Raw genomic sequence first — 23,516 nt, forward strand, 5'->3', positions numbered from 1 at the left:
CTTTTACATATTACACACTAAACAACCTCTGCATACAAGTCGAAGTCTTCTGCTTCAGTAATTTTTACAGTTGCAAATTCACCTGTTTTCAGGTATGTTTTTGTGGCATCGATTAACACTTCGTTATCAACATCTGGAGAATCGAATTCTGTACGTCCAACAAAATAATTTCCTTCTTTTCTGTCTATTACAACCTTATATGTGTGTCCTATTTTTTGTTGATTCAATTCCCAAGAAATTTGAGATTGAATTTCCATAATTTGGTTTGCTCTATCTATCTTAACGTCTTCGGGTACATCATCTTTTAAATTGTAGGCATGCGTATTCTCTTCGTGAGAATAAGTAAAGCATCCTAAACGTTCAAATCGCATCTCCTCAACCCATTGTTTTAACTCTTGGAAATCTTCTTCGGTTTCTCCAGGATAGCCAACAATTAAGGTTGTTCTAATGGTGATATTTGGGACTTTCTCTCTAAATTCTTTGAGTAACTTAGTCGTTTTTTCTTTGGTTGTGCCACGACGCATACTTTTTAGAATGGAATCTGAAATATGCTGCAACGGAATATCTAAATAATTACAAATTTTAGGCTCTCGATTCATTACATCTAACACGTCCATCGGAAACCCTGTTGGAAAAGCGTAATGCAAACGAATCCATTCAATCCCATCAACCTTTACCAATGCTTCAAGAAGCTCTGCTAGGTTTCGTTTTTTATATAAATCCAGACCGTAATAGGTTAAATCTTGTGCAATAAGAACTAATTCTTTAACACCATTTGAAGCTAACTTTTCAGCTTCAGTAACAAGCTCTTCAATTGGGGTACTTCTATGTTTACCTCGCATTATAGGAATTGCACAGAACGAACACGGCCGGTCGCAACCTTCAGCTATTTTTAAGTAGGCATAGTTTTTTGGAGTGGTTGTTAAACGTTCGCCTATTAATTCATGTTTATAGTCTGCTCCAAGAGCCTTTAGCAATCCCGGTAACTCAGTCGTACCAAAATATTGATCTACATTAGGAATTTCCTTTTGTAAATCTGGCTTGTATCGCTCACTTAAACATCCTGTCACAAATACCTTATCTACATCGCCCGCTTCCTTTTTTTGCATAAATTCCAGGATGGTATTCACACTCTCTTCCTTAGCATTATTAATAAAACCACAGGTGTTAATTACGACGATATTACCTTCTTCCTCATGCACTACATCCTTACCAGAAGCCTTTAATTGCCCCATAAGAACCTCGCTATCATAAACATTTTTACTGCAACCCAGGGTTACAACATTTATCCTATTTTTTTTAAGCGTTTTTGTGCGCATATCTTTTGTAAATCAGGGCGCAAAGATACAATCTTAATTAAACCTTTTATATATTTGAACGTCCAAAATGAAAAACCTACTGTTATGAAAATTAACTTTTTCTACATTGTTTTCTGTATTTGCCTTGTTTTTAGTTGCTCGTCGGACGACTCAGTTGCTAACAATTTGCCCAATGATGACAACAGTATCTATTTCCCTCCACTAAATTCTGAAAATTGGGAAACAAAAACCATTGAAGAGTTGGGTTGGAATGTTAACGAGTTACAACCGCTTTTAGATTTTCTAGAAGAGAAAAACACGAAAAGCTTTTTAATACTTCATGATGGCAAAATTGCCATTGAAGCTTATATGAATGGTCATGCCGCCAATAAACTTTGGTACTGGGCAAGCGCAGGTAAAACTTTAACAACAACTCTTGCCGGAATAGCCGAAAATGAAGGCATTATCAATTCGAGCAATAAGGTTTCCGATTATTTGGGTACAGGATGGACGAGTGCACCGCTTGACAAAGAGAATCTTATTACCTGTAAACATTTACTATCCATGAATTCTGGTCTTGATGATAGTATTGGGGACAATGTTTCGAAAGAAAATCTCCAATACAAAGCAGATGCAGGAACGCGATGGGCTTATCATAACGTTTATAAAAAAATGCAGGACGTTGTTGCTACAGCAAGCAATGACACTTGGAAAAACTATTTTGATCGTAATTTGAAAGATAAAATCGGCATGAATGGTTCATGGGTTCAAAACAACGATTTTAATGTATACTGGAGCAATACCAGAAGTATGGCACGTTTTGGTTTAATGATATATGCCAAAGGTAATTGGGACACTTCACAAATTGTCCCCGAAACTTTTATAGATGAGGCCACCAAAACCTCTCAAAACATAAATGAATCTTATGGTTTCTTATGGTGGCTAAATGGTAAATCGAGTTTTCATTTACCAGGAAGTCAGTTAGAATTTAATGGTGAATTAATTCCCAATGCTCCTTCAGACACATTTGCAGCCTTGGGGAAGAACGACCAGAAAATTTATGTAGTACCCAGTAAGAAACTAGTTATTGTGCGCATGGGAAATTCTGCAGATGGTGTTAGTTTTGCGCGCTCTGATTTTGATAATGACTTATGGGCAATGATTAATAACTTAATAGACTAATTGTAGTTTTTAGGCATTTCTCGTCTTTTAGAAGCATGCTCGTAAACATAAGCCCACCCCAATAATTCCCTTTCCGATAGAGGCTTACTAATAAATGTTAAACCTTCGGGCTCTCCAAGTGACGTATAACCCATAGGCACCGTGATAGCAGGATATTCGGCAACAGCGGCAAACCCAGCATGATAGTTGTTAATAGACAGGAAACCATCAAGCTCATGTGCAGTCATTGGATTATCAAAAAATCTTTTCCCATTATTCTTTAAGGTGTTCTTAATTTCTAAAAACTCATCATCTGTTGCGTTATCTGCAACAATACCTTTAAATAACTTTTGACCATAAGGCATTATGTTTACAGAGTCTTTTTGGTTAAAATGAATAACATCTTGAACAGTTTTTACAGTAACTTCTTTCCCTGCATATTTTGACAAATACATTTGTAAATCAACCTTCATATCTAGGTTTAGGAGTCTTAAGAAATTAGGTAATTCTATCTCTTCTTCTTCAATTTCAACGATTACTGCTCCATTGGACTTTAAATCGGAAATAGCTTGAGCATACAGAGAATCTTTTAACAAGGCTTTAAATACACCAAGTCTTGTGTCTTGTAAATTATCATTAATCAATTCTGAATAATACCCAGATGCATTGCCAGTTTCCATTGATTTGGTATCGTTAACATCATAACCGAACATAGCATCCAATAAAATTGCATTATCACTAACATTCTTTGTCATTGGTCCAGCCGTATCCAATGTCGATGAGATTGGAACAATACCACTTCTACTTAGCAAACCTATTGTAGGTTTAAGTCCTACTACTGAATTCTGGCTTGAAGGAGATAATATAGACCCCGAAGTCTCACTTCCAACTGCTGCAACTGCAAAATTGGCTGCAACAGCCACACCACTTCCTGAGCTTGAACCGCCAGTATCAAAAATACGCCTACCATAAGGGTTTAACGTTTGTCCTCCTATGGCACTATAACCACTAGGACAATCGCCACAAAAGAAATAAGCCCACTCACTCAAATTGGTTTTACCTAAAACAATTGCTCCATTTTCTTCTAACCGCTTGACTATAAATGAATCTTCTGCATTGTTATTTTGCAAAGCTACCGCTCCAGCAGTTGTAGGCATGCCTTTAGCATTGATATTATCTTTAAGTAAAATAGGCATTCCGAAGATAGGATGTGGCATAGCTTCAAAATCTGTATTATCAGCTTGAATAGCTTCTTCTATTACATTAGGATTTAATGCAATCACAGCATTTAAAGACAATGTATTCTCTCGATCAAACTTTCTTATACGGTACAAATAAAATTTCGTTATTAATTCATAAGACAATTTACCTTTGGCAACATTTTCTTGAAGTTGTAGAATGTCTTTGTCAAGGATTAGTGGTTTTAAACTATCATAAATTTCATCTGAAAAATTTTTAAGATCATTTTCAAAAGCCTGCCATAACTCTTTTTTCTTAATATATCTAGAGTCTAGTACTTGAAACTCTCTAAAATCCTTAGTAGAAATAGCACTAATATCAGTTGAATTCTCATTCGGAATTTTATTTGATTCAGAATTTTTACAAGTGAATAATAACAGTAATAGAAGGAGTAAGATTAATCGCATGGCTAGTATTTTTTATAAAAATACTAAATAGAAGACATAAAATAAGAAGCCATCTAAATTAAGGAGTATATACCTTTTAAATCAGGTATGAAGATTTAAACAATACCACTGTAAAATAAAGCACTAAACGTATTACTTAAAAAACGAATCTACAAACTCATATTTGTTAAATACCTGTAAATCTTCAATCCCCTCGCCTACACCAATATATTTAACTGGTATTTGAAATTGATCTGAGATACCAATCACAACACCGCCTTTTGCCGTACCATCTAGCTTAGTTACTGTCAACGAAGTAACTTCAGTTGCTGCGGTAAATTGCTTTGCCTGTTCAAATGCATTCTGTCCTGTAGAACCATCTAAAACTAATAAAACATCATTTGGTGTATTATCTACCACTTTTTGCATCACTCGCTTCACTTTAGTAAGCTCATTCATTAAATTCACCTTATTATGCAAACGCCCTGCAGTATCGATAATGACAACATCGGCATTTTGAGTTACCGCACTTTGTAACGTATCGAAAGCTACGGAAGCTGGGTCACTTCCCATAGACTGCTTTACAAGTGGAACACCTACTCTATCAGCCCAAACTTGAAGCTGATCTATAGCTGCTGCTCTAAATGTATCTGCCGCTCCTAATACAACATTTAACCCTTGTTTTTTAAATTGATAAGCAAGTTTTCCAATAGTAGTTGTTTTACCAACTCCGTTAACACCAACAACCATTATTACATAAGGTTTTTTGTCTAGAGGTACAGTAAACTCTGTTTCCTCACCTGTATTAGTTTCGCTCAATAAACCAGCGATTTCTTCTCGTAATATTTGATTCAATTCGTCTGTACCCAAGTATTTATCTTTTGAAACACGCTCTTCAATGCGTTCAATAATCTTTAAAGTGGTATTTACCCCTACATCACTAGAGACTAAAACTTCTTCAAGATTATCTAAAACTTCATCATCTACTTTAGACTTTCCTGCAACGGCCTTACTTAACTTTCCAAAAAAGCTTGATTTAGATTTTTCTAAACCTTTATCTAGTGTTTCCTTTTTTTCTGAGGAAAATATTTTTTTAAAAAAACTCATTAAAAATTTTTATTTGTTTGTTTTGGGTTTTAAGCCCAAATGGATTTTAATTCTGCGTCAGGGAATTTAGCAACCTACCATGTATTGTGAAAAGGCTCCCTATAAAGTAACGCCCAAATATGTATTACAATTTCTTTACCACAAATTTTTACTGCTATTATGGCAGTACATCGTTCAAATATAAAAATAAAAAAGCTGCTTTCTTAGTGAAAGCAGCTTATAATATTTTAATAACGAAACCTTTTATTTTTTGTTTAAAAAGTCGTTAACTTGATCTGGACTCATTATTGATTCAACAAACATGTAAGCTCCTGTTTTTGGAGATTTCACCATTTTTATAGCCTTTGTTAATCTCTTGGATCCTGTTTGTAATGATGCTACTGCTTTCTTTGCCATGACTTACTGCTGTTTACTTAATTTCTTTATGTACTGTCATACGCTTGAGAATAGGATTAAATTTTTTAATTTCCATTCTATCTGGCGTATTCTTTTTGTTCTTTGTTGTAATATATCTAGAAGTTCCTGGTTGACCAGACTCTTTGTGCTCCGTGCACTCTAAGATTACTTGTATTCTGTTACCTTTCTTTGCCATGTCTTATACTTAATTAAACAGCTCTTATTTTAAAAATCCTTTAGATTTCGCTTCTTTAATTGCTGCAGAGATACCTATTTTGTTAATAGTTTTTAAAGCAGATGTAGAAACTTTTAGTGTTACCCACTTATCTTCCTCTGGAATGTAAAAACGTTTCTTTACTAAATTCGCATTAAATTTGCGCTTAGTTCTATTTAATGCATGAGACACATTGTTCCCAACCATTGCCTTCTTTCCTGTAAGTTCACAAACTCTAGACATTCTATATTACTTTAAATTCTTTTGTTGCTTAAAATCGAGGTGCAAATATACAAATTCTTTATATTATGACAACCTAATTTTTATCAATTTTTAAAAATTTCTTTTTGTAACATTTCGAGTGCTTTATTGACCCCTTTATTGATTACTTTTTCACGGTGATTTCCGAAATTAAATTCTTCACAAAAAACCTTGTCTGCAGTAGCAATTGCTATAAAGACCGTGCCAACTTCGGCATTAGAATCTCCTTTTGTTGGACCTGCATTTCCTGTGGTTGCTATCGCAAAATCTGACTTGTACAATTTTAAAACATTTTTCGCCATAGCACTTGCAACTTCAGCACTAACAACTGAGTGCTCATTAATAAGTTGCTCAGGCACATTCAACACATCTATTTTAGATTGTGTTGCATATGCAACTACGCCTCCTTTTAAATATTGTGATGCCCCTGGTTTCGATGTAAATAATTGTGCTAATTTTCCACCAGTACAACTTTCTGCAATCGCTAGAGTTTTTCCAATTTTAGTTAATTGATTCGCCACAACAGCTTCTTCGTTTCCGTCTTCGTCTTCGTAACCAAAAAATTCTTTTTCAATAAGTGGTAGTACTTTATCTATTTGCTCTTGCACCTCATTTCTTATTTGATTCTCATCAAAACCTTTTGCAGAAAGCCTCAATCTCATTTTACCTAAATTAGGTAAATAAGCTAATTTAATATGTTTAGGCAATGCATCTTCCCAAGATTCAATTCTTGCAGCTAGCGTACTCTCTCCTAACCCATATACAATTAGTGTGCGATGTAATATAAATGGAAAATGATATTTCTCTTTTAATTTTGGAATAACTTTGTTAGAAAGAAGCGTCCTCATCTCGTAAGGCACACCAGGTAGTGATATAAAAGTTTTATTTCCTTTATCTAACCACATACCAGGGGCCGTTCCTAGTTTATTCATTAAAACTTTAGCCTTGGAAGGCACTAAAGCTTGATCTATATTAACTTGAAGTAACTTTTGACGGATATACTTATCCCAAAGTATTTTTATATTCTCTAGAACCGCTTCATCTCTAACAAGCACATCATTGAAATATTCTGCTATTGTTCTTTTAGTAATATCATCTTTGGTAGGCCCAAGACCTCCTGTAATAATTATGATGTCTACCCGACTTTCGGCATCTTTAAAAGCCTGAAGTATATGGCTTTTATCATCTTGTACCGAAGTAATTTGATATACGGATACGCCTATTTTATTAAGTTGCTTAGCAATATAGGCAGAGTTCGTATCAACTACCTGACCTATTAACAACTCATCACCAATAGTGATAATTTCACATTGCATGATTACAGATTAAAGTCAGATTTTATTTCGGCTAAAGCATTGTCCACAGCGGTAATAACGATATTTAACTTATCCGAAATGTCAACATCTGTTTTAGTAAACTTACCCCAATCTTGAACTTCAATAAGGTCATCTAATATCCCTAACTCGAATAAATCTACAGTTGGTTTCATTTTATGCGCCGCCTGATAAGCCTCTTGGTAATTTTTTTCAGCAACGGCTACTTTTAAACGTTCTGCATCAACAAACACTTCTTCTAAAAAAGTTTCTGCCAAGGTTTGGATAAAATCAGCATCATTATCTGCTAATTCCTTTACTCTAAATAATTTATAGTGTTGTTCCATTACTTTACTGTTATTGAAAACATTTCTTTGTTTTCTATAAATCCTTTTAACTTATCATTAGCAATTACTTTGCCAACTCCTGCAGGAGTCCCTGTAAATATAATATCTCCAATCTTTAAAGTAAAATATTTAGACACATATTCTATTAATTCATCAATTTTCCATAACATGTGACTTGTATTTCCATTTTGAACAATTTCTTCGTTCTTTTTTAAAGAAAATTCAATATCATTAACATTAGTTAACTCATTAACTGGTATCCAATTACCAATTACTGCGGCTCCATCAAAAGCTTTAGCTTTTTCCCATGGCAAGCCCTTTGACTTAAGTTTAGCTTGTAAATCGCGTGCTGTAAAATCGATTCCGAGACCTATTTCATCGTAATATTTATGAGCAAATTTCCTATTAATAAACTTACCCACTCTATTTATTTTTACTAAAACTTCTACTTCGTGATGTACATCTTCAGAAAAATCTGGAATGAAAAAAGGCTGTTTTTTAAGAAGAATTGCCGTGTCGGGTTTTAGAAATACAACAGGATCTGAGGGCTTTTCGTTCTCTAGCTCCTTAATATGTTCGGTGTAATTGCGACCAATACAAATGAGTTTCATTTTATGCCAACTTATTATTAAAACTTCTAAGCTTAATAGCCGTTAAAACTTTTTTGGTGTACAACGGAAAATCTGCATTTAATAACCACCCAAAATAACCTGGTTCTTTTTCTAAAACCTCTGTTACTAATTTACCCTTGTGTTTCCCAAATGAAAAACATTCTTCACCCTCTTTATTAAAGGCTATAAATCCTGCAAAATCTGCAAACTTTTTACGCGAACTAAACTCCGATAAGAACTTGGAGTTGTTTTCTAACTCCTCATATTTTTCAACTTGTGCTTTAAGTACTTCATAGGTTGCTAAAGTATCAGCTTCAGCTGTATGAGCATTGGTTAAATCTTTGTTGCAATAAAATTTATAAGCTGCACCCAAGTTTCTTTGTTCCATTTTGTGGTAAATGGTTTGCACATCTATTGATAATCGATTCTTCATATCGAAATCTACCTCTGCTCGTAACATCTCCTCCGCTAATAGCGGAATATCGAATCGATTAGAATTAAACCCACCTAAATCTGAATCTTTTATAATGACTTGAATCTCTTTTGCCAATTCTTTAAACGTTGGCTTTCCTTCAACATCTTTATCCCAAATACCATGAATTTTAGATACTTCTTCCGGAATAGGCATTTCTGGGTTAACAATCCAACGATGCCTTTCTTCTTTACCATTAGGATGTACTTTAAGTATAGCTATTTCAACGATGCGATCTTTTGAGATGTTGATTCCAGTTGTTTCTAAATCGAAAAAACAGATTGGTTTCGTTAGGTTTAGTTGCATTTACATTTAATTTTTAACAAATGTAATTAGAATAATGAATTATTGAGTTATGAGTTAAATTAACTTTTAATTCCTGAAACAGATCTAAACTTAAATCGTCAAGATATTATAGAAAAAATGCAATAGATTTTAAAAATTACGTCTTTATAGTTGATAGCTGTACAAAAAGCAATATGAGCCAATCAGAAAACAGTAAGAAATTAGGTGTGTTTTTTAACGAAGAATATTCTTCGTTAAAATCCTATGTAAGTTCTAATCTTAAAGCAAGTGTTAATAGAGATGCTGAAGACATTATTCAAGATGTGGCTTTAAAATTATTCACTAGCGCTGATAGGTATTCACCAATTAATAATGTTGCTGGATTTGTTTACCGAGCAATGCGTAACAAAATCATTGACGTTTTAAGGTCGAATAGCAAGAAAACGGAATATTACTCACAAAACGAAGATAAATTAAATGAATTTGCCGCTTTAATTTATGAAACACCCTCTGATTTATATCCTGAACAAATGAAAGAAGAATTAAAAGAAGCAATTATTAGGCTTAAACCAAACTACAAAAATATAATAATAGCAATTGACTTTGAAGGTTACACCTATAAAGAAATTGAACAAGAAACTGGAATTCCTACGGGCACATTAATGTCACGAAGACACAGAGCAATATCACTATTGTATAAAAATTTAAAATCTAAAAAAGAAATAATTAGTTAAAACAAAAAACATGTCAAATTACTTTAAACACAAAATGAGAGGCAAATCTCCAGGAGAAATTGCCGGAATGATAATCTTTGGAACCATATTTATAACTGGATTAGCAATGCTTTTCGGTTTTGTAATCATGTGGCTTTGGAATTGGTTAATGCCAATGATTTTTGGTCTAACAACACTAACTTTTTGGGAAGCTGTTGGTATTTTTATTTTATTCAAAATTCTTTTAGGTGGTTGTGGAGGTTTTGGCGGGAAAGACAAATCATCCTCTAAAAAATCAAATTGCAAAAATGAATCCAAGGGAGAATTTTCTAAATGGAAACATTATGACAACTTTTGGAAAGAGGAAGGAAACAAAGCCTATGAAGATTACGTAATTCGTCGAACTAATAAAGAAGAACCTAATGATTAGCCCTTTTTATTTGAAACATAAAACTCCAAATAATATTTATGTTTTTAAAACTAATATTGAATCTGAATCAGATATGAACGTTATAGAGTTTTTACTAAACTCAAACCCAAAAATCATTCAATGCTCAGTAGATCTAGAAGATATTGACCGAGTATTAAGAATTGAAGCCAGTAAATACTTGAGTGAAAAAGAAATTATTGATATGGTAAAATCTAAAGGGTTTTACGTTGAAGAATTAGAATAAAAGATTACAATTAAAAAATAAAAAAGCACATCATTTTGGGTGTGCTTTTTATTTAATATTTCCTCTTCATAGAAATAATAAGTTTAGATCTCCCTATCACTATCCCAAGCTTCTAAATAATCTTTAACAGCTTTAACAAACATACCGCCTAAAGCCCCATTGACTACTCGGTGATCGTATGAGTGAGACATAAACATTTTATAGCGAATACCTATAAAATCACCTTCTTCTGTTTCTATTACGGCAGGAACTTTTCTTATAGCTCCTAAAGCTAAAATTCCTACTTGTGGCTGATTAATTATTGGAGTTCCCATTATACTGCCAAAAGTACCAACATTAGTAACGGTATAAGTTCCACCTTGAATATCATCTGGTTTTAATTGATTAAATCGCGCTCGGTTAGCCAAATCGTTCACTTGCTTGGTCATACCAACTAAGTTTAACTGATCGGCATTCTTAATAACTGGCACAATTAAATTACCATCTGGTAATGCAGCAGCCATGCCTAAGTTGATATTTTTCTTTTTAATAATCGTGTTATCCTGCACAGAAATATTCATCATTGGATAATCACGCAGTGCCTTGGCAACAGCTTCCATAAATATTGGGGTAAAAGTTAAATTCTCCCCTTCTCGCTTCATGAACTCATCTTTTACTTTTTTTCTCCAATTCCAAATTTTGGTGACATCTGCCTCTATAAAACTTTGAACGTGTGCCGAAGTTTGCAAAGATTGCACCATATGATGAGCAACAAGTTTACCCATTCTTGTCATTTCAATAATCTCATCTTCGCCATTAACAACTGGCTTTGGTTTATCAACCTTAGGTACTTCAATTGGTTTAGATGGAGCAGCAGAAACTTGAGTTGTAGTTATTTCTTGTTTTGGAGCCGCACTCCTGTTTTTAATGTAATCTAAAATATCATTTTTAGTTACTCTATTATCTTTTCCTGTACCTGTTATTGCATCTAGTTCCTCTTGAGAAACAGCTTCTGCTTTAGCAATATTTTTTACCAATGGAGAATAGAAGCGTTCATTACTTGAAGATATTGACGAAACAGTAGCTTTAGCTTCGGCAATTTTATCAGTAATTTCTTCTACTACAGATTCTTGAATAACATCTTCATCTTTAGAATATTCAACAGCATTATTATCCTCACTTTCTATTTCTATAAGAGCCAAGACTTGGCCCACTTGTACCACATCATCAACATTAAAGAAGATTTCTTTCAAAACACCATCTACTTCACTAGGCACTTCGCTATCCACTTTATCGGTAGCTATCTCCAAAATTGGTTCATCTAATTCAATTGCATCTCCAACTTGCTTTAACCAAGAGGTTATTGTTGCCTCTGCAACACTCTCACCCATTTTTGGTAACCTAAGCTCAAAATTTGCCATATTCTTAAAAAAATAACTATTAATTAAATTTCGATTGCAAAATTAATAAAAAAATAACTAATTAACTGAAAATACAATACAATTATTAACTGTAATAAAATTGCTTTGAAACTCAAAATTACAACCTTTTTCTTAAAAAAGAATGTCATTATTTTGAATAGACTTCAAATAGTTCTTTAAGGCTTCTATTTCTATCAAATAATTCTTGCGCAATTTTAAAAGATTGATTTCCCATTTCTTTTTTAATAGAAGTGTCGGTTATTAATTTTCTAATGGCATTTTCAAAATCATGAAGACTCTCGCATAAGTAGCCATTTTTTTCATTAAAAACAGCATCTTTGTTACCTATAACATTATTAGCAACTATAGGTTTTTTTAGTGCCATCGCTTCAATAATAGAAAATGGAAGACCCTCCCATAAAGATGTTTGTAAGTAAACATCAAACTTATTGACCTCTTGGTGCACCTCATTTCTTGTAAGCCACCCAGTAACCGATATATTTTCTGAATCAAAAACATTTTTAAGTTTACCATCACCAACCCAAACAAAATCAACCTCTTTAAACTTATTTGCAATTCGGTTAAATAAAATAGGGTTTTTTTGATGGCTTAATCTACCAACAGTACCAATAATTATTTTACTTGATTTACTCTCCTCACAATATTTGGAAATCTCCGCAAGATTTACTCCATTTCTAATAAGTATAGCCTTTCCAATATTTTTTGCATATTCATACTCTGTATCTCCGCAAGCAATTGTAATTCCTCCAAATATTTTATTTACTGTCGATTCTATAAGCTTAAACATTAATCGTTTAAAAATAGATATATCTTTTCTCACAAAAGAATAGCCATTCGGTGTATAAAATAATTTTGCGCCAGAATAGTTTCTGGAAGCAATCCTACCAAGAACACCTCCTTTTGAAGAATGTAAATGAATAACGTTGGGAGCAATTTCCTTTATCAATTTTGAAATTCTTACCACGCTTCTTAAATCTTTTATGGGCGAAATCTCTCGCTCCATATCAATCTGGATTAACTTGGTATTTTGGGAGAAATCCTTAGGGAATTTTTCAAAATCTGTCCCCTTCCTTTTTCCACTATAAATCACGAAATTTTGAACATTTTCGTTTTCTTCCGTATATTTACAAATATCCTTAATGTACAGATAAACTCCACCTGCAAATGTTTCAGAAATATGTAATACTCTCGTCTTCATTATAAATCACAAAATTCTAATAGAATAAATTCAAAATCTCAAATATCAATCAATTTTAGTTTCATAATTATTTATTAAACTTAAAATAAACCTTTAAACTTTTACTTAAATACTCTATGTAATTTATTTAAAAGGGCTATCTGTAGAAAAATCGTCTTTTCATAAAGGTCAAAAAATTTGGGGGTAAAAATAAAGTTAACAAAGCCCTTAATAAGCCAATTGAGGTAAACCAACCAAACTTATATTCCTTCAATAACAAACTCAATCTACTTTTCGTTTGTTGGTTACGCATCACATTGGTTATAGCATTTGGATTAATTTCATATTCCAGTAATACTTCATTTAATATTGCCGTTTTAAACTTTTTTATAATTTTAAAAAAATATGCATGATCCTCTAATGCTGGATAATTTTCCGGATATAAACCAACTGTATGAATTATTTCAATTTTAAACATCACGGAAGAATGCATAAATGGATTGTACATGTGTATTGCTCTTTTTATTTTTTGATGTTGAGTAGGCGGTTTAAAAATGAATAAAACCTCCCTATTCATGTTTACAAACCTAACCCAACTACCAACTAAATATACGTCTTGATGATTTTCAAGAAAAAGCTTTTGTTTTTTCAGTCTATCGTTTAGAAAAATATCACCCGCATCCAATCTTGCCACATATTTATATTCATCACATTTTAAGATAAATTCAAGCCCTTTATTTAATGTTTTAGTAATTCCCAAGTTTACATCATTCCTCTTTAAAACAATATGATAATATTTATCAAACTCATTAATGATTTGTTCAACGCAATTAAAATCATTACTCCCATCGTCATAAACAAAAAGTGTAAAAGTTTCTCTTTCGTTAATTAATGATTTTAATGATAATCGTAGGCCATTACAGTTATTATAATGTGGTAACAAAATTGCTATACAATTTTTCATAACATTAAGGGTAGCTATACAATTTATAAAAAACTAAAGTTTTAAAGAGGCCTCAAATGGAACTCTATTCACGATACTTCTTCCAAGTGTTATTTCATCCGCATATTCCAATTCATCACCCACTGATACTCCTCTGGCAATTGTAGAAATATCAACGTCGTAATCTTGTATTTGTTTATAAATATAAAAATTAGTTGTATCTCCCTCCATTGTAGAACTTAGTGCAAAAATCAACTCTTTCACTTTTCCCTCTTTCACTTTATCAACTAACAATTTAATATTTAAATCATGTGGACCAATACCATCCATTGGAGAAATTTTACCACCTAAAACATGATATAGCCCCCTAAAAGAGCTCGTGTTTTCTATTGCCATTACATCACGAACATCTTCAACTACACAAATTAAACCAATATCTCTATTTGGGTTCGAACAAATCTCACATACCTCTAAGTCACTAATGTTATTACAAGATTTACAGAATTTAATATTATTACGCATCATCTGAAGGGCTTGAGAAAGCGCATCAGTTTGTTCATTAGGTTGACGTAATAAATGCAACACCAAACGAAGAGCAGTTCTCTTTCCTATCCCTGGTAGCTGAGATACTTCATTAACCGCATTTTCAAGTAATTTTGACGAAAATTCCATGTTTGCGAAATTACCATTTCGATATGAATTTAACTAATTTTACATAATTCATTCAAATTACCCTTAGTACATTTGGAAATTGAAAGTTAATATTTGTACTTTCAAAACTTCAATTGAGTTTATGGCAGCAACCCAAATTATACTTTTAATAGTAGCCTATTTTGGCGTACTAATTCTTATTTCTTATTTCACAGGAAAAGACGATTCTAATGAAGCTTTTTTCAAGGCAAATAAAACTGCGCCATGGTATTTAGTTGCATTTGGAATGATTGGTGCATCTTTATCTGGTGTTACCTTTATTTCGGTTCCTGGTGCTGTTGAAGCCAAACAGTTTGGTTATCTTCAGGTCGTATTCGGTTACTTTTTTGGGTATTTAGTTATTGCTTATGTTTTGCTACCCATTTATTACAAATTAAATCTAACATCTATTTATACTTATTTAAAAGATAGATTTGGAAATACGAGCTATAAGACTGGTTCAATTTCGTTTTTAATTTCTAGAACCGTTGGTGCTGCGTTTCGGCTTTTTTTAGTTGCCAAGGTGCTTCAGCTACTTATTTTTGATCAATTCGAAATACCATTTACAATAACAGTAATAATAACGATTGCTTTAATTTGGCTTTATACATTTAAAGGTGGCATTAAAACCATCATATTTACAGATACTTTACAAACACTTTTCATGCTTATTTCGGTAGTTGTAACTATATTCTTTCTAGCTTCCGCTCTAGATTTAAATAGTATATCTGAAATATATAGCAATATTAAAGATAGCAGTATGAGTAAAGTATTCTTTTTTGATGACGTTAATGATGCGCAATACTTTATTAAAAGTTTTTTAGCAGGAATGTTCATTACAATTACAATGACTGGTCTTGACCAAGATATGATGCAAAAGAATTTGACTTGTAAAAACTTAAAAGAAGCTCAGAAAAACATGGTTTCTTTCAGTATCATATTAATTTTTGTTAACATCCTTTTCTTAGCTTTAGGACTTTTACTTACTCAATATGCCGCACAAAATGGTGTTACAGCAACCAAAGATGACTTGTTTCCAACCATAGCGATGTTACCAGAAATTGGCGTACTCACATCTTCATTTTTTCTATTAGGTTTAATTGCTGCTGCTTACTCTAGTGCCGATTCCGCTTTAACGTCATTAACAACTTCATTTTGTATTGATATTATTGAGCTTGATAAAAAACCGAAAGAGTCACAAAAAAAAGTTAGAAAGCAGGTACACATAGGCGTAAGTGTTTTATTAATTTTTGTTATTGTAATGTTTGAAGCTATCTTTAAAGATGTATCGGTAATTTGGGAGTTGTTCAAAGCTGCTGGATATACCTATGGCCCCCTTCTTGGCTTATTTGCCTTTGGCATATTAACAAAAACACAACTAAAAGATAAATATGTATGGATAATAGCTCTTATTGCTCCTATCCTTTCATTTATTATTAATGCTTATTCTGTTGATTTATTAAATGGCTATCAAATTGGATTTGAAATATTAATAATAAATGGTTTACTTACATTTTTGGGGTTAATATTGATTCGTAGCAAGCAAAACTAAAGTGCATGAAGCTTCGAATAATATATTATTTTCTTTCAAAATGGTATAAAACTCTGGATTCTCTGTTCCTGGGTTAAAAATAACGCGTCCAGGTTTTAAAGAAATGATATACTCATAATAAGCTGTTTGCCGCTTTTTATTTAAATAAAGCGTAACCGTATCAATATTATCATATTCGAGTAAGTTATCATCAATATCTACACCTGCTACACTGCCTTTTTTAAGACCAAAAGCAACAACTTCTGTGTTATTAGCAACTAAACGTTGAATCGCATAATTGGAATATCTATTTGGTTTAAGTGAAGCCCCAAATACTAGTGTTTTTTTTCTCATCTGTTAAAAATATGTTAATGCGTGTTAAAGGCTGTAACTATAAATAAATTGAATCGTCTACCAAGTAAATCATCATTTAATCAATCAAAAAACAATCAATCAAAATGAAACATGTTATGTTTATGTGTTTCTTATTGCTCGTTATAAACACATACGCAATAAGCACATACCCAAATTCTGAAACTGACAAAGCTGGTTCCATATCTGGAACAGTATTAGACGCAAAGCTCAAACAGCCCTTACCTTATGTAAATGTAATCATTAAAAATACTAATGATGAAATCTTAACTGGAGGTATTACCTTAGATAATGGCTCTTTTATAATTGACAAAATAGAAGAAGGTGATATCGTTTTAAACGTACAGTATATTGGTTACAAAAACTATGTTAAGAAAATTAAAATTGGTAAAGGAAACTATAAAGTAGATGTAGGTAATATATATTTAGAAGAAGAGCTTGAAAGCTTGGAGGAAGTTACCGTTATAGCCGAAACCTCAACTATTCAGCAAAAAGTAGACAGAAAAGTTATTAATGTTGGTAAGGACTTAGCGAATATGGGAACAGCCACCGAAATAATGACAGCTGTTCCTTCTATAAATGTAGATGCACAAACTGGGGATATAAGCTTAAGAGGAAACCAAAACGTTCGTGTAATGGTAGATGGCAAACTTTCTAATATTCCAACAGCTCAATTGCTGCGCCAATTACCGTCCTCCTCAATTAAACAGATTGAACTTATAACTAATCCCTCCGCAAAATATAATCCTGAAGGGATGAGCGGATTAATAAATATTATTCTTCACAAGAATACAAATATTGGGTTTAATGGTGGCTTAAATGTAGGGCTACGTTATCAAAAAGAAGCCAAGTTTAACAGTTCTATTAATATGAATTATAGAAATGGTAAAATCAATCTTTACGGAAGCTATGGTAATAACATTAGAAAAGGTATTAATACTGGACTTATCACACAAATTGAGAACAACTCCTTTCAAACCTTAAATATTCTAGATAATAACAAATCACATCTGTATAAAATTGGAGTGGATTATTATTTAAACGACAAAAACACCATCTCAATTTTTACCAATCAAAATACTTTTGATAGTTCAAATGACTTTAGATCTGATTATATATTTAGAAGCAATATGCAAAACAATCAGAGGCAATTCACCAACTCAATGAATGAAAATGGATCAAGTCAATATAACTTTAATTATAAATTAGACTTTAATAAAGAAGGTAGAAACTTAGAATTAGAAGTTGACTATAATGATTTTGACAATGAAATTGACACAGACAATATTCAAATTGGCAATAACACTAGGCCTAACTTCATAGAACTTACGGTAACGGATAGAGAGCGTACCACAATAAATTTAGATTACGTGGATCCAATCTCAGATAAGGCTAAATTGGAATTAGGTCTCCAAGCTATGCTTTTTGATAATTTAATTGAATATGAATCTGACGCAAGAGTTAGAAATCAAAATGGCATTTATATTCCCACACTTACGGATTATGATTATAAGCGCAATATATACTCTGCTTACATCAATTACAACAAAAAATTTGAAAAATGGTCTTATCAAATAGGTTTAAGAGCAGAAAGTGTTAATGTAGATGCTAATGCTATTGAAATAGATTTAAGCACGAATAATGAAATCTTATTTCCTTTTGAAAATGATTATTTTCAAATATACCCTTCATTATTTTTCACATTTAATCCAACAGAGAAAAACTCATATCAATTAAGCTACAGCCGACGTGTAGACAGACCAAGTGTCGGTCAAGTTAACCCCATACCAGAGTGGAATACACCGTTAGTTTCTAATTTTGGAAATCAAGAACTTGAACCACAATTCACTAACTCAATTGAGGCCAATTACACGAAACGATTAAAAAAAGGAAACATTACTGGTGGGGTATTCTATAGAATTATTGAAGATGAAATTAATAGAGCCGTTAAGATAGACCGATCAGATTTATTATCGAACAGATTTATTTTAACCTTCGATAACTTTGACAACACAACGGCTTACGGATTTGAGTTATCTAGTAACTATCGTCCTACAAAATGGTGGAGTTTCAATGCGAGTTTCGACCTGTATTCACAAACTCAAAAGGGAATTGCAGAACGTATAGATCCAACTTTATTAAATCCGACAGAAAACGACATTATTGTTGAATCTGTTGAAGTAAATAATGTAATATGGAATTTTAGAGTCTTTAATAATTTTAGAGCAAGTAAAAAATTATCCTTCTCTGCTTTTGGTATGTATCGTGGAAAAAATACTGGTTTAAACTTTGAAATGGATCCTATGTACTTTGTAAATCTAGGTATGCGTTATTCGTTCTTAGAAAACAATAAAGCTACGTTCAGCCTTAACTTTAATGATGTTTTAAATACACAAGAAATTGGCATTTCTAGTGATCGCCCTTATAGTCAAACCGCGGAGTTTGTGCCAGAATTTAGAACATTTTTTGTCGGGTTATCATATAAATTTGGTGGAGGAAAATACCGAGCTAAATCAAGAAAGCGTCGTGATAACAATGAAAAGTCTGGTGGCGGCGGTTTCTTATAACAAAGTTTTAATAGCCTATTTTAGTTGATGGTTAGTATTATTAATAGGTTATTAAATAAAATCCCTTAAAGAATATCTTTAAGGGATTTGTTTTAACTCTATTGTTAAAAAACGAAAATTCAAATGTTAAAATTGTTAAAATTTTATAATTAACGCAATATAAAATATTATTGTACGTTAAAAGATTATACTCGAACCAAAAACGAAGATATAATTATTTAAGAGTTAGTCACCTTCACATAATAACATTCGTATGATAAAGAGTACTAAAAATTAAAACTCGAAATTATTGATTTCGAGTTTTTTGATTTATTAATGTTAAATTTTGTTAAGAATGAAATAAAATCTATTTTTTTTCGTCTATAATAATATACTTCACAAAATAGTGTTAGTTGGAGTTGATTAATAGCTTAAAAACCCGAAACTGTGTTTCGGGTTTTTATATTTTTATTACCATTTCATAATAACACTTCCCCAAGTAAACCCACTTCCAAAAGCCGCTAATATAACCGTGTCATTTTCTTTTATTTTCCCTTCTTCCCATGCTTCAGTTAATGCAATTACAACAGATGCTGCTGTAGTATTACCATATTTTTGAATGTTATTAAATACCTGATCATCTCTCAACCCAAATTTCCTTTGTATAAATTGCGAAATCCTAAGATTTGCTTGATGAGGAATTAACATATCAATGTCTTCTTTATTTAAACCATTAGCTTTTAATCCTTCAACTATTGCTTCACTAAAACGCACAACAGCATGCTTAAACACAAATGTTCCGTTCATATAAGGATAATAAGAAGTATCGTTAGGATCGTTCGCTTCTAATATTTCGGGAACCCAATGTTTAATGCTTGGTCCCTCAACAACAAGCTCTTCCGCATATTTCCCTTCGGAATGTAAATGAGAGGATAAGATGCCCTTGGTATTATCTTCACATCTAGACAAAACGGCAGCACCTGCTCCATCACCAAAAATAACAGTAACACCTCTCCCGCGTGTAGATTTCTCTAATCCTCCAGAATGATATTCGGCACCTATTACAAGTATGTTTTTATACATTCCTGTTTTAATAAATTGATCGGCTACTGCAACTGCATAAACAAAACCCGTACATTGATTTCTTATGTCTAATGCACCAATTGTAGGCATATCAAGTAAATCTTGAATTTGAACACCACATCCAGGGAAATAATAATCTGGACTTAAAGTTGCAAAAATTATAAAATCCACATCATCTTTGGTCAAACCTGCGCGTTCAATAGCAATTTTAGCAGCTTTTGCACCCATAACAGCAGATGTGTCATCTGAACCTTCTGGAATCCATCTTCGTTCTCTAATTCCAGTACGCTCTTGGATCCATTCATCACTGGTATCCATTATTTTTGATAAGTCATGGTTAGTTACAACGTTATCTGGTAAATATTTCCCTAAACCTATTATTCGCGAATTGTACATAATTGAATTTTATAAGAAATATAAAATTACGAATTAAACTTTTAATAAAATGTCAGTTTGTCACATTTTAAGTCTTGGCATTTTTGTTGACTATTCATGAATCAGAATAATAAATTAAATAAACACAGATATCATGACAAAAGGAAACATTAATGTGTCGGTAGAAAACATCTTCCCACTCATTAAAAAATTCTTGTATAGCGACCACGAAATATTTTTACGTGAGTTAATCAGTAATGCTACAGATGCAACGTTGAAGTTAAAACACCTATCAAACGTTGGCGATGCTAAAGTTGAATATGGCAATCCTAAAATTGAGGTTAAAATTGACAAGGACAACAAAAAACTTCATATAACAGATCAAGGTCTTGGAATGACAGCTGATGAAGTTGAAAAATATATTAACCAAGTAGCCTTTTCTGGAGCTGAAGAATTTTTAGATAAGTATAAAGATTCTGCAAAAGACTCTGGTATTATTGGTCATTTTGGTCTAGGTTTCTACTCGGCATTTATGGTTGCAGAAAAAGTAGAAATTATCACGAAGTCTTATACTAATGAACCTGCAGCTCATTGGACATGCGATGGTTCCCCTGAATTCACTTTAGAACCTACAGAAAAAACTGAAAGAGGTACAGAAATTATTCTTCACATTGCAGAAGATTCAACCGAATTCCTTGAAGAATCGCGTATTCGTGAGTTACTTAATAAATATAACAAGTTTATGCCTATTCCAATTAAGTTTGGAACTAAAGAAATAAACGATCCAGAACACGAACCAAAAACTACAAAAGATAAAGACGGTAAAGAAACAACTGAACCTCACAGAAAAATAACTGTTGACGACATCATCAATAACCCAAATCCTGCTTGGACTAAACAGCCTGCAGATTTAAATGATGAAGATTATAGTAATTTCTATAGGGAATTGTATCCTATGCAGTTTGAAGAACCGTTGTTCAATATTCACTTAAATGTAGATTACCCGTTCAACCTTACTGGCATTTTATATTTCCCAAAAATGACGAACGATTTAAATATTCAAAAGGATAAAATTCAACTGTATCAAAATCAAGTTTTTGTTACTGATAATGTAGAAGGCATTGTTCCAGAATTTTTAACTATGCTGCGTGGTGTGATAGATTCTCCAGACATTCCATTAAATGTGTCTCGATCTTATTTACAAGCAGATGGTGCTGTAAAAAAGATTTCATCCTATATAACCAGAAAAGTAGCAGATAAATTAAAATCGTTATTCAATAATAGCCGTGAAGATTTTGAAGCCAAATGGAACGATATTAAAATCGTTATCGAATACGGTATGCTTTCAGAGGAAAAATTCTTTGAAAAAGCCGATGCTTTTGCATTATACCCAACCGTAGATGGTAAATACTATACATACGAAGAGTTATACAATAAAATTAAAGCAAAACAAACCGATAAAGATGATAAATTAGTTATTCTTTATGCTTCAGATAAAGATGCGCAACACAGTTACATTGAAGCTGCTAAAGCTAAAGATTATGAGGTGTTGTTGTTAGATTCTCCAATTGTTTCTCATTTAATTCAGAAACTAGAAAGCACCAAAGAAAACATTTCTTTCGCTCGTGTTGATGGTGATCATATTGACAACTTAATTAAGAAAGATGACACAATTATTTCAAAATTAGATGAAGACCAAAAGAAAAGTCTTGACGAATTACTAAAAGAAGTCATTCCTTCAGAAAAATTCATGGTGCAGTTAGAAGCTATGGATAGTAATGCAAGTCCATTTATTATCACTCAACCAGAATTTATGCGTCGTATGAAAGAGATGCAACAAACCGGAGGAGGCGGTATGTTTGGTATGGGCAACATGCCAGAAATGTACAATTTAGTAGTAAACACAAATTCTGAATTGGTTGGTGAAATATTAAATACCAAAACCAAAAAGAAACAAGAGCGTTTAATTAACCAAAGCTTAGATTTGGCACGATTATCGCAAGGTTTATTGAAAGGTGAAGAACTTACAAACTTTATCAAACGTAGCTACGATATGATAAAATAAGTTGACACGCTGATTCAATCAGCATCCTATATAAATCTAAAACCACTTTGTTAAAAACAGAGTGGTTTTTTGTTTTGATGAAATTTGATATAGAAAAATTTTCTTCTACCTTCGTTACTAACCAGTCTGATATTTAAAACACCTTTACAGCAAAAACAAACTGAGATTTGAAAATAATTTCAACCAACATAGGAAAGCCAACCACCATTTCTTGGAACGGAAAAGAAGTAACAACCGGAATCTATAAAAAACCCGTAAATCATCGGATACTTTTTGGGAATCAATGTGTTCAAAATGACGAGATTTCTGATAGGAACGTCCATGGAGGTGAGTTTAAAGCCTGTTATCTATTTTCTTCAGATCAATACTCTTATTGGAAAAACTTATACCCCAATTTAGATTGGGAATATGGTATGTTCGGAGAAAATCTAACTATTTCAGGTTTAAACGAAAAAGATATTTGCGTTGGTGATATTTTTGAAATAGGAACCTCTTTAGTTCAAGTGACTCAACCTCGTGAACCATGTTTTAAACTTGGAATAAAGTTTGGCTCGCAACAAGTTGTAAAGCAGTTCATTGAGCACGGTTACCCTGGGACTTATATACGTATACTGGAAGAAGGTTATGTTAAAAATGGAGATTCGTTGAAGTTAGTTGAAAGAGTAAAAGATAGCATCAGCACTTGGCAACTATTTAACCTATTGTACAGTAAAGAAAAAAATCAGGAGCACATTAAATTAATCATGAACAATAACGCTTTACCAAAGCGAAAAAGAAATAAACTGATTTCTTTTTTAAAATAATGTTATAAGCCTTTAACGTATCTTTGTTATAAA

The 23,516-nt window shown here is 32.5% G+C and carries 24 protein-coding genes; 8 read left to right on the forward strand and 16 right to left on the reverse strand.

Annotation, left to right across the window (positions count from 1 at the left end; genetic code table 11):
- Positions 1-17: 17 nt before the first annotated feature.
- The gene (rimO, locus tag FEF17_RS00220) at positions 18-1,319 is read right to left on the reverse strand and encodes a 30S ribosomal protein S12 methylthiotransferase RimO (RefSeq protein ID WP_139000364.1); all 1,302 of its coding nucleotides are present in this window, start codon (positions 1,317-1,319) and stop codon (positions 18-20) included.
- Positions 1,320-1,403: 84 nt separating this feature from the next.
- Between rimO and FEF17_RS00225 the strand changes: the two genes are divergently transcribed.
- Complete coding sequence (locus tag FEF17_RS00225) at positions 1,404-2,480, forward strand: serine hydrolase domain-containing protein (RefSeq protein ID WP_139000365.1); 1,077 nt, start codon at positions 1,404-1,406, stop codon at positions 2,478-2,480.
- On the opposite strand, the gene FEF17_RS00230 is transcribed toward FEF17_RS00225, so the two are convergent.
- From FEF17_RS00230 to FEF17_RS00270, 9 genes are all read right to left on the reverse strand, one after another.
- Complete coding sequence (locus FEF17_RS00230; protein ID WP_139000366.1) at positions 2,477-4,105, reverse strand: amidase family protein; 1,629 nt, start codon at positions 4,103-4,105, stop codon at positions 2,477-2,479. The genes FEF17_RS00225 and FEF17_RS00230 overlap by 4 nt on opposite strands.
- A 132-nt stretch (positions 4,106-4,237) precedes the next feature.
- Complete coding sequence (gene ftsY / locus FEF17_RS00235) at positions 4,238-5,191, reverse strand: signal recognition particle-docking protein FtsY (RefSeq protein WP_139000367.1); 954 nt, start codon at positions 5,189-5,191, stop codon at positions 4,238-4,240.
- Between the two features lie 243 nt (positions 5,192-5,434).
- Positions 5,435-5,587 carry a DUF4295 domain-containing protein gene (locus FEF17_RS00240; RefSeq protein WP_139000368.1) on the reverse strand — a complete coding sequence of 51 codons (153 nt, stop codon included), beginning with the start codon at positions 5,585-5,587 and terminating at the stop codon, positions 5,435-5,437.
- Between the two features lie 13 nt (positions 5,588-5,600).
- On the reverse strand, positions 5,601-5,783 hold the full coding sequence (gene rpmG, locus FEF17_RS00245; protein WP_007648529.1) for a 50S ribosomal protein L33: 183 nt from the start codon (positions 5,781-5,783) through the stop codon (positions 5,601-5,603).
- 24 nt (positions 5,784-5,807) lie between these two features.
- The gene (gene rpmB / locus FEF17_RS00250) at positions 5,808-6,044 is read right to left on the reverse strand and encodes a 50S ribosomal protein L28 (RefSeq protein WP_072402996.1); all 237 of its coding nucleotides are present in this window, start codon (positions 6,042-6,044) and stop codon (positions 5,808-5,810) included.
- Between the two features lie 83 nt (positions 6,045-6,127).
- Positions 6,128-7,378, reverse strand: a complete 1,251-nt coding sequence (locus tag FEF17_RS00255) for a competence/damage-inducible protein A (RefSeq protein ID WP_139000369.1) — start codon at positions 7,376-7,378, stop codon at positions 6,128-6,130.
- A gap of 2 nt (positions 7,379-7,380) precedes the next feature.
- Positions 7,381-7,722, reverse strand: a complete 342-nt coding sequence (locus FEF17_RS00260; protein WP_139000370.1) for an Hpt domain-containing protein — start codon at positions 7,720-7,722, stop codon at positions 7,381-7,383.
- Entirely contained in the window at positions 7,722-8,333 is a 612-nt protein-coding gene (locus FEF17_RS00265) for a fumarylacetoacetate hydrolase family protein (RefSeq protein WP_139000371.1), read from the reverse strand. Before FEF17_RS00265 ends, FEF17_RS00260 begins: the two co-directional genes overlap by 1 nt.
- A 1-nt stretch (position 8,334) precedes the next feature.
- Positions 8,335-9,111, reverse strand: coding sequence for a 3'-5' exonuclease (locus FEF17_RS00270; RefSeq protein WP_139000372.1), 777 nt, complete (start codon positions 9,109-9,111; stop codon positions 8,335-8,337).
- 173 nt (positions 9,112-9,284) lie between these two features.
- Here FEF17_RS00270 and FEF17_RS00275 point away from each other — a divergent pair, with 173 nt between their 5' ends.
- From FEF17_RS00275 to FEF17_RS00285, 3 genes are read left to right on the forward strand one after another with little or no spacing between them, the layout of a single operon-like run.
- Positions 9,285-9,824: an RNA polymerase sigma factor gene (locus FEF17_RS00275; protein WP_139000373.1), complete on the forward strand. Its 540-nt coding sequence runs from the start codon at positions 9,285-9,287 to the stop codon at positions 9,822-9,824.
- A gap of 10 nt (positions 9,825-9,834) precedes the next feature.
- A complete protein-coding gene (locus tag FEF17_RS00280) occupies positions 9,835-10,233 on the forward strand; it encodes a DUF4126 domain-containing protein (RefSeq protein ID WP_139000374.1) in 399 nt (132 codons plus the stop codon).
- The gene (locus FEF17_RS00285) at positions 10,226-10,477 is read left to right on the forward strand and encodes a hypothetical protein (RefSeq protein ID WP_139000375.1); all 252 of its coding nucleotides are present in this window, start codon (positions 10,226-10,228) and stop codon (positions 10,475-10,477) included. Before FEF17_RS00280 ends, FEF17_RS00285 begins: the two co-directional genes overlap by 8 nt.
- Before the next feature lie 83 nt (positions 10,478-10,560).
- On the opposite strand, the gene FEF17_RS00290 is transcribed toward FEF17_RS00285, so the two are convergent.
- The 4 genes from FEF17_RS00290 to recR all read right to left on the reverse strand — a co-directional run bounded on the left by FEF17_RS00290 (position 10,561) and on the right by recR (position 14,690).
- Positions 10,561-11,877, reverse strand: coding sequence for a dihydrolipoamide acetyltransferase family protein (locus FEF17_RS00290; RefSeq protein ID WP_139000376.1), 1,317 nt, complete (start codon positions 11,875-11,877; stop codon positions 10,561-10,563).
- A 148-nt stretch (positions 11,878-12,025) separates the two neighbouring features.
- Positions 12,026-13,096 (reverse strand): glycosyltransferase, encoded by a 1,071-nt coding sequence (locus FEF17_RS00295; protein ID WP_246046764.1) that lies wholly within the window; start codon positions 13,094-13,096, stop codon positions 12,026-12,028.
- A gap of 136 nt (positions 13,097-13,232) precedes the next feature.
- On the reverse strand, positions 13,233-14,039 hold the full coding sequence (locus tag FEF17_RS00300) for a glycosyltransferase (protein ID WP_139000378.1): 807 nt from the start codon (positions 14,037-14,039) through the stop codon (positions 13,233-13,235).
- Between the two features lie 33 nt (positions 14,040-14,072).
- Positions 14,073-14,690 carry a recombination mediator RecR gene (gene recR / locus FEF17_RS00305; RefSeq protein WP_139000379.1) on the reverse strand — a complete coding sequence of 206 codons (618 nt, stop codon included), beginning with the start codon at positions 14,688-14,690 and terminating at the stop codon, positions 14,073-14,075.
- Between the two features lie 121 nt (positions 14,691-14,811).
- Between recR and FEF17_RS00310 the strand changes: the two genes are divergently transcribed.
- Positions 14,812-16,260: a sodium:solute symporter gene (locus tag FEF17_RS00310; protein WP_139000380.1), complete on the forward strand. Its 1,449-nt coding sequence runs from the start codon at positions 14,812-14,814 to the stop codon at positions 16,258-16,260.
- On the opposite strand, the gene FEF17_RS00315 is transcribed toward FEF17_RS00310, so the two are convergent.
- Positions 16,231-16,593 carry a CoA-binding protein gene (locus FEF17_RS00315; RefSeq protein WP_139000381.1) on the reverse strand — a complete coding sequence of 121 codons (363 nt, stop codon included), beginning with the start codon at positions 16,591-16,593 and terminating at the stop codon, positions 16,231-16,233. The two genes, FEF17_RS00310 and FEF17_RS00315, sit on opposite strands and share 30 nt — an antisense overlap.
- A gap of 104 nt (positions 16,594-16,697) precedes the next feature.
- Between FEF17_RS00315 and FEF17_RS00320 the strand changes: the two genes are divergently transcribed.
- Positions 16,698-19,178 carry a TonB-dependent receptor gene (locus tag FEF17_RS00320; protein WP_139000382.1) on the forward strand — a complete coding sequence of 827 codons (2,481 nt, stop codon included), beginning with the start codon at positions 16,698-16,700 and terminating at the stop codon, positions 19,176-19,178.
- A 450-nt stretch (positions 19,179-19,628) separates the two neighbouring features.
- On the opposite strand, the gene FEF17_RS00325 is transcribed toward FEF17_RS00320, so the two are convergent.
- Complete coding sequence (locus tag FEF17_RS00325; protein ID WP_139000383.1) at positions 19,629-20,636, reverse strand: 3-oxoacyl-ACP synthase III family protein; 1,008 nt, start codon at positions 20,634-20,636, stop codon at positions 19,629-19,631.
- A 133-nt stretch (positions 20,637-20,769) separates the two neighbouring features.
- Between FEF17_RS00325 and htpG the strand changes: the two genes are divergently transcribed.
- A complete protein-coding gene (gene htpG, locus FEF17_RS00330; RefSeq protein WP_139000384.1) occupies positions 20,770-22,680 on the forward strand; it encodes a molecular chaperone HtpG in 1,911 nt (636 codons plus the stop codon).
- Between the two features lie 167 nt (positions 22,681-22,847).
- Positions 22,848-23,483 carry an MOSC domain-containing protein gene (locus FEF17_RS00335; RefSeq protein WP_139000385.1) on the forward strand — a complete coding sequence of 212 codons (636 nt, stop codon included), beginning with the start codon at positions 22,848-22,850 and terminating at the stop codon, positions 23,481-23,483.
- Positions 23,484-23,516 lie beyond the last annotated feature (33 nt).

The organism is Hyunsoonleella aestuarii (assembly GCF_006148925.1).
Taxonomy (GTDB): Bacteria; Bacteroidota; Bacteroidia; order Flavobacteriales; family Flavobacteriaceae; genus Algibacter_D; species Algibacter_D aestuarii.

Coding starts and splice junctions, on each gene's coding strand:
- FEF17_RS00265 (WP_139000371.1), bottom strand. CDS start 8,333: ATGAAACTCATTTGTATTGGTCGCAATTACACCGAACATATTAAGGAG.
- FEF17_RS00320 (WP_139000382.1), top strand. CDS start 16,698: ATGAAACATGTTATGTTTATGTGTTTCTTATTGCTCGTTATAAACACA.
- recR (WP_139000379.1), bottom strand. CDS start 14,690: ATGGAATTTTCGTCAAAATTACTTGAAAATGCGGTTAATGAAGTATCT.
- FEF17_RS00325 (WP_139000383.1), bottom strand. CDS start 20,636: ATGTACAATTCGCGAATAATAGGTTTAGGGAAATATTTACCAGATAAC.
- FEF17_RS00315 (WP_139000381.1), bottom strand. CDS start 16,593: ATGAGAAAAAAAACACTAGTATTTGGGGCTTCACTTAAACCAAATAGA.
- rpmB (WP_072402996.1), bottom strand. CDS start 6,044: ATGTCTAGAGTTTGTGAACTTACAGGAAAGAAGGCAATGGTTGGGAAC.
- FEF17_RS00275 (WP_139000373.1), top strand. CDS start 9,285: ATGAGCCAATCAGAAAACAGTAAGAAATTAGGTGTGTTTTTTAACGAA.
- FEF17_RS00260 (WP_139000370.1), bottom strand. CDS start 7,722: ATGGAACAACACTATAAATTATTTAGAGTAAAGGAATTAGCAGATAAT.
- FEF17_RS00290 (WP_139000376.1), bottom strand. CDS start 11,877: ATGGCAAATTTTGAGCTTAGGTTACCAAAAATGGGTGAGAGTGTTGCA.
- ftsY (WP_139000367.1), bottom strand. CDS start 5,191: ATGAGTTTTTTTAAAAAAATATTTTCCTCAGAAAAAAAGGAAACACTA.
- FEF17_RS00300 (WP_139000378.1), bottom strand. CDS start 14,039: ATGAAAAATTGTATAGCAATTTTGTTACCACATTATAATAACTGTAAT.
- rpmG (WP_007648529.1), bottom strand. CDS start 5,783: ATGGCAAAGAAAGGTAACAGAATACAAGTAATCTTAGAGTGCACGGAG.
- FEF17_RS00285 (WP_139000375.1), top strand. CDS start 10,226: ATGATTAGCCCTTTTTATTTGAAACATAAAACTCCAAATAATATTTAT.
- FEF17_RS00295 (WP_246046764.1), bottom strand. CDS start 13,096: ATGAAGACGAGAGTATTACATATTTCTGAAACATTTGCAGGTGGAGTT.
- FEF17_RS00255 (WP_139000369.1), bottom strand. CDS start 7,378: ATGCAATGTGAAATTATCACTATTGGTGATGAGTTGTTAATAGGTCAG.
- FEF17_RS00280 (WP_139000374.1), top strand. CDS start 9,835: ATGTCAAATTACTTTAAACACAAAATGAGAGGCAAATCTCCAGGAGAA.
- FEF17_RS00230 (WP_139000366.1), bottom strand. CDS start 4,105: ATGCGATTAATCTTACTCCTTCTATTACTGTTATTATTCACTTGTAAA.
- FEF17_RS00310 (WP_139000380.1), top strand. CDS start 14,812: ATGGCAGCAACCCAAATTATACTTTTAATAGTAGCCTATTTTGGCGTA.
- htpG (WP_139000384.1), top strand. CDS start 20,770: ATGACAAAAGGAAACATTAATGTGTCGGTAGAAAACATCTTCCCACTC.
- FEF17_RS00270 (WP_139000372.1), bottom strand. CDS start 9,111: ATGCAACTAAACCTAACGAAACCAATCTGTTTTTTCGATTTAGAAACA.
- FEF17_RS00240 (WP_139000368.1), bottom strand. CDS start 5,587: ATGGCAAAGAAAGCAGTAGCATCATTACAAACAGGATCCAAGAGATTA.
- FEF17_RS00225 (WP_139000365.1), top strand. CDS start 1,404: ATGAAAATTAACTTTTTCTACATTGTTTTCTGTATTTGCCTTGTTTTT.
- rimO (WP_139000364.1), bottom strand. CDS start 1,319: ATGCGCACAAAAACGCTTAAAAAAAATAGGATAAATGTTGTAACCCTG.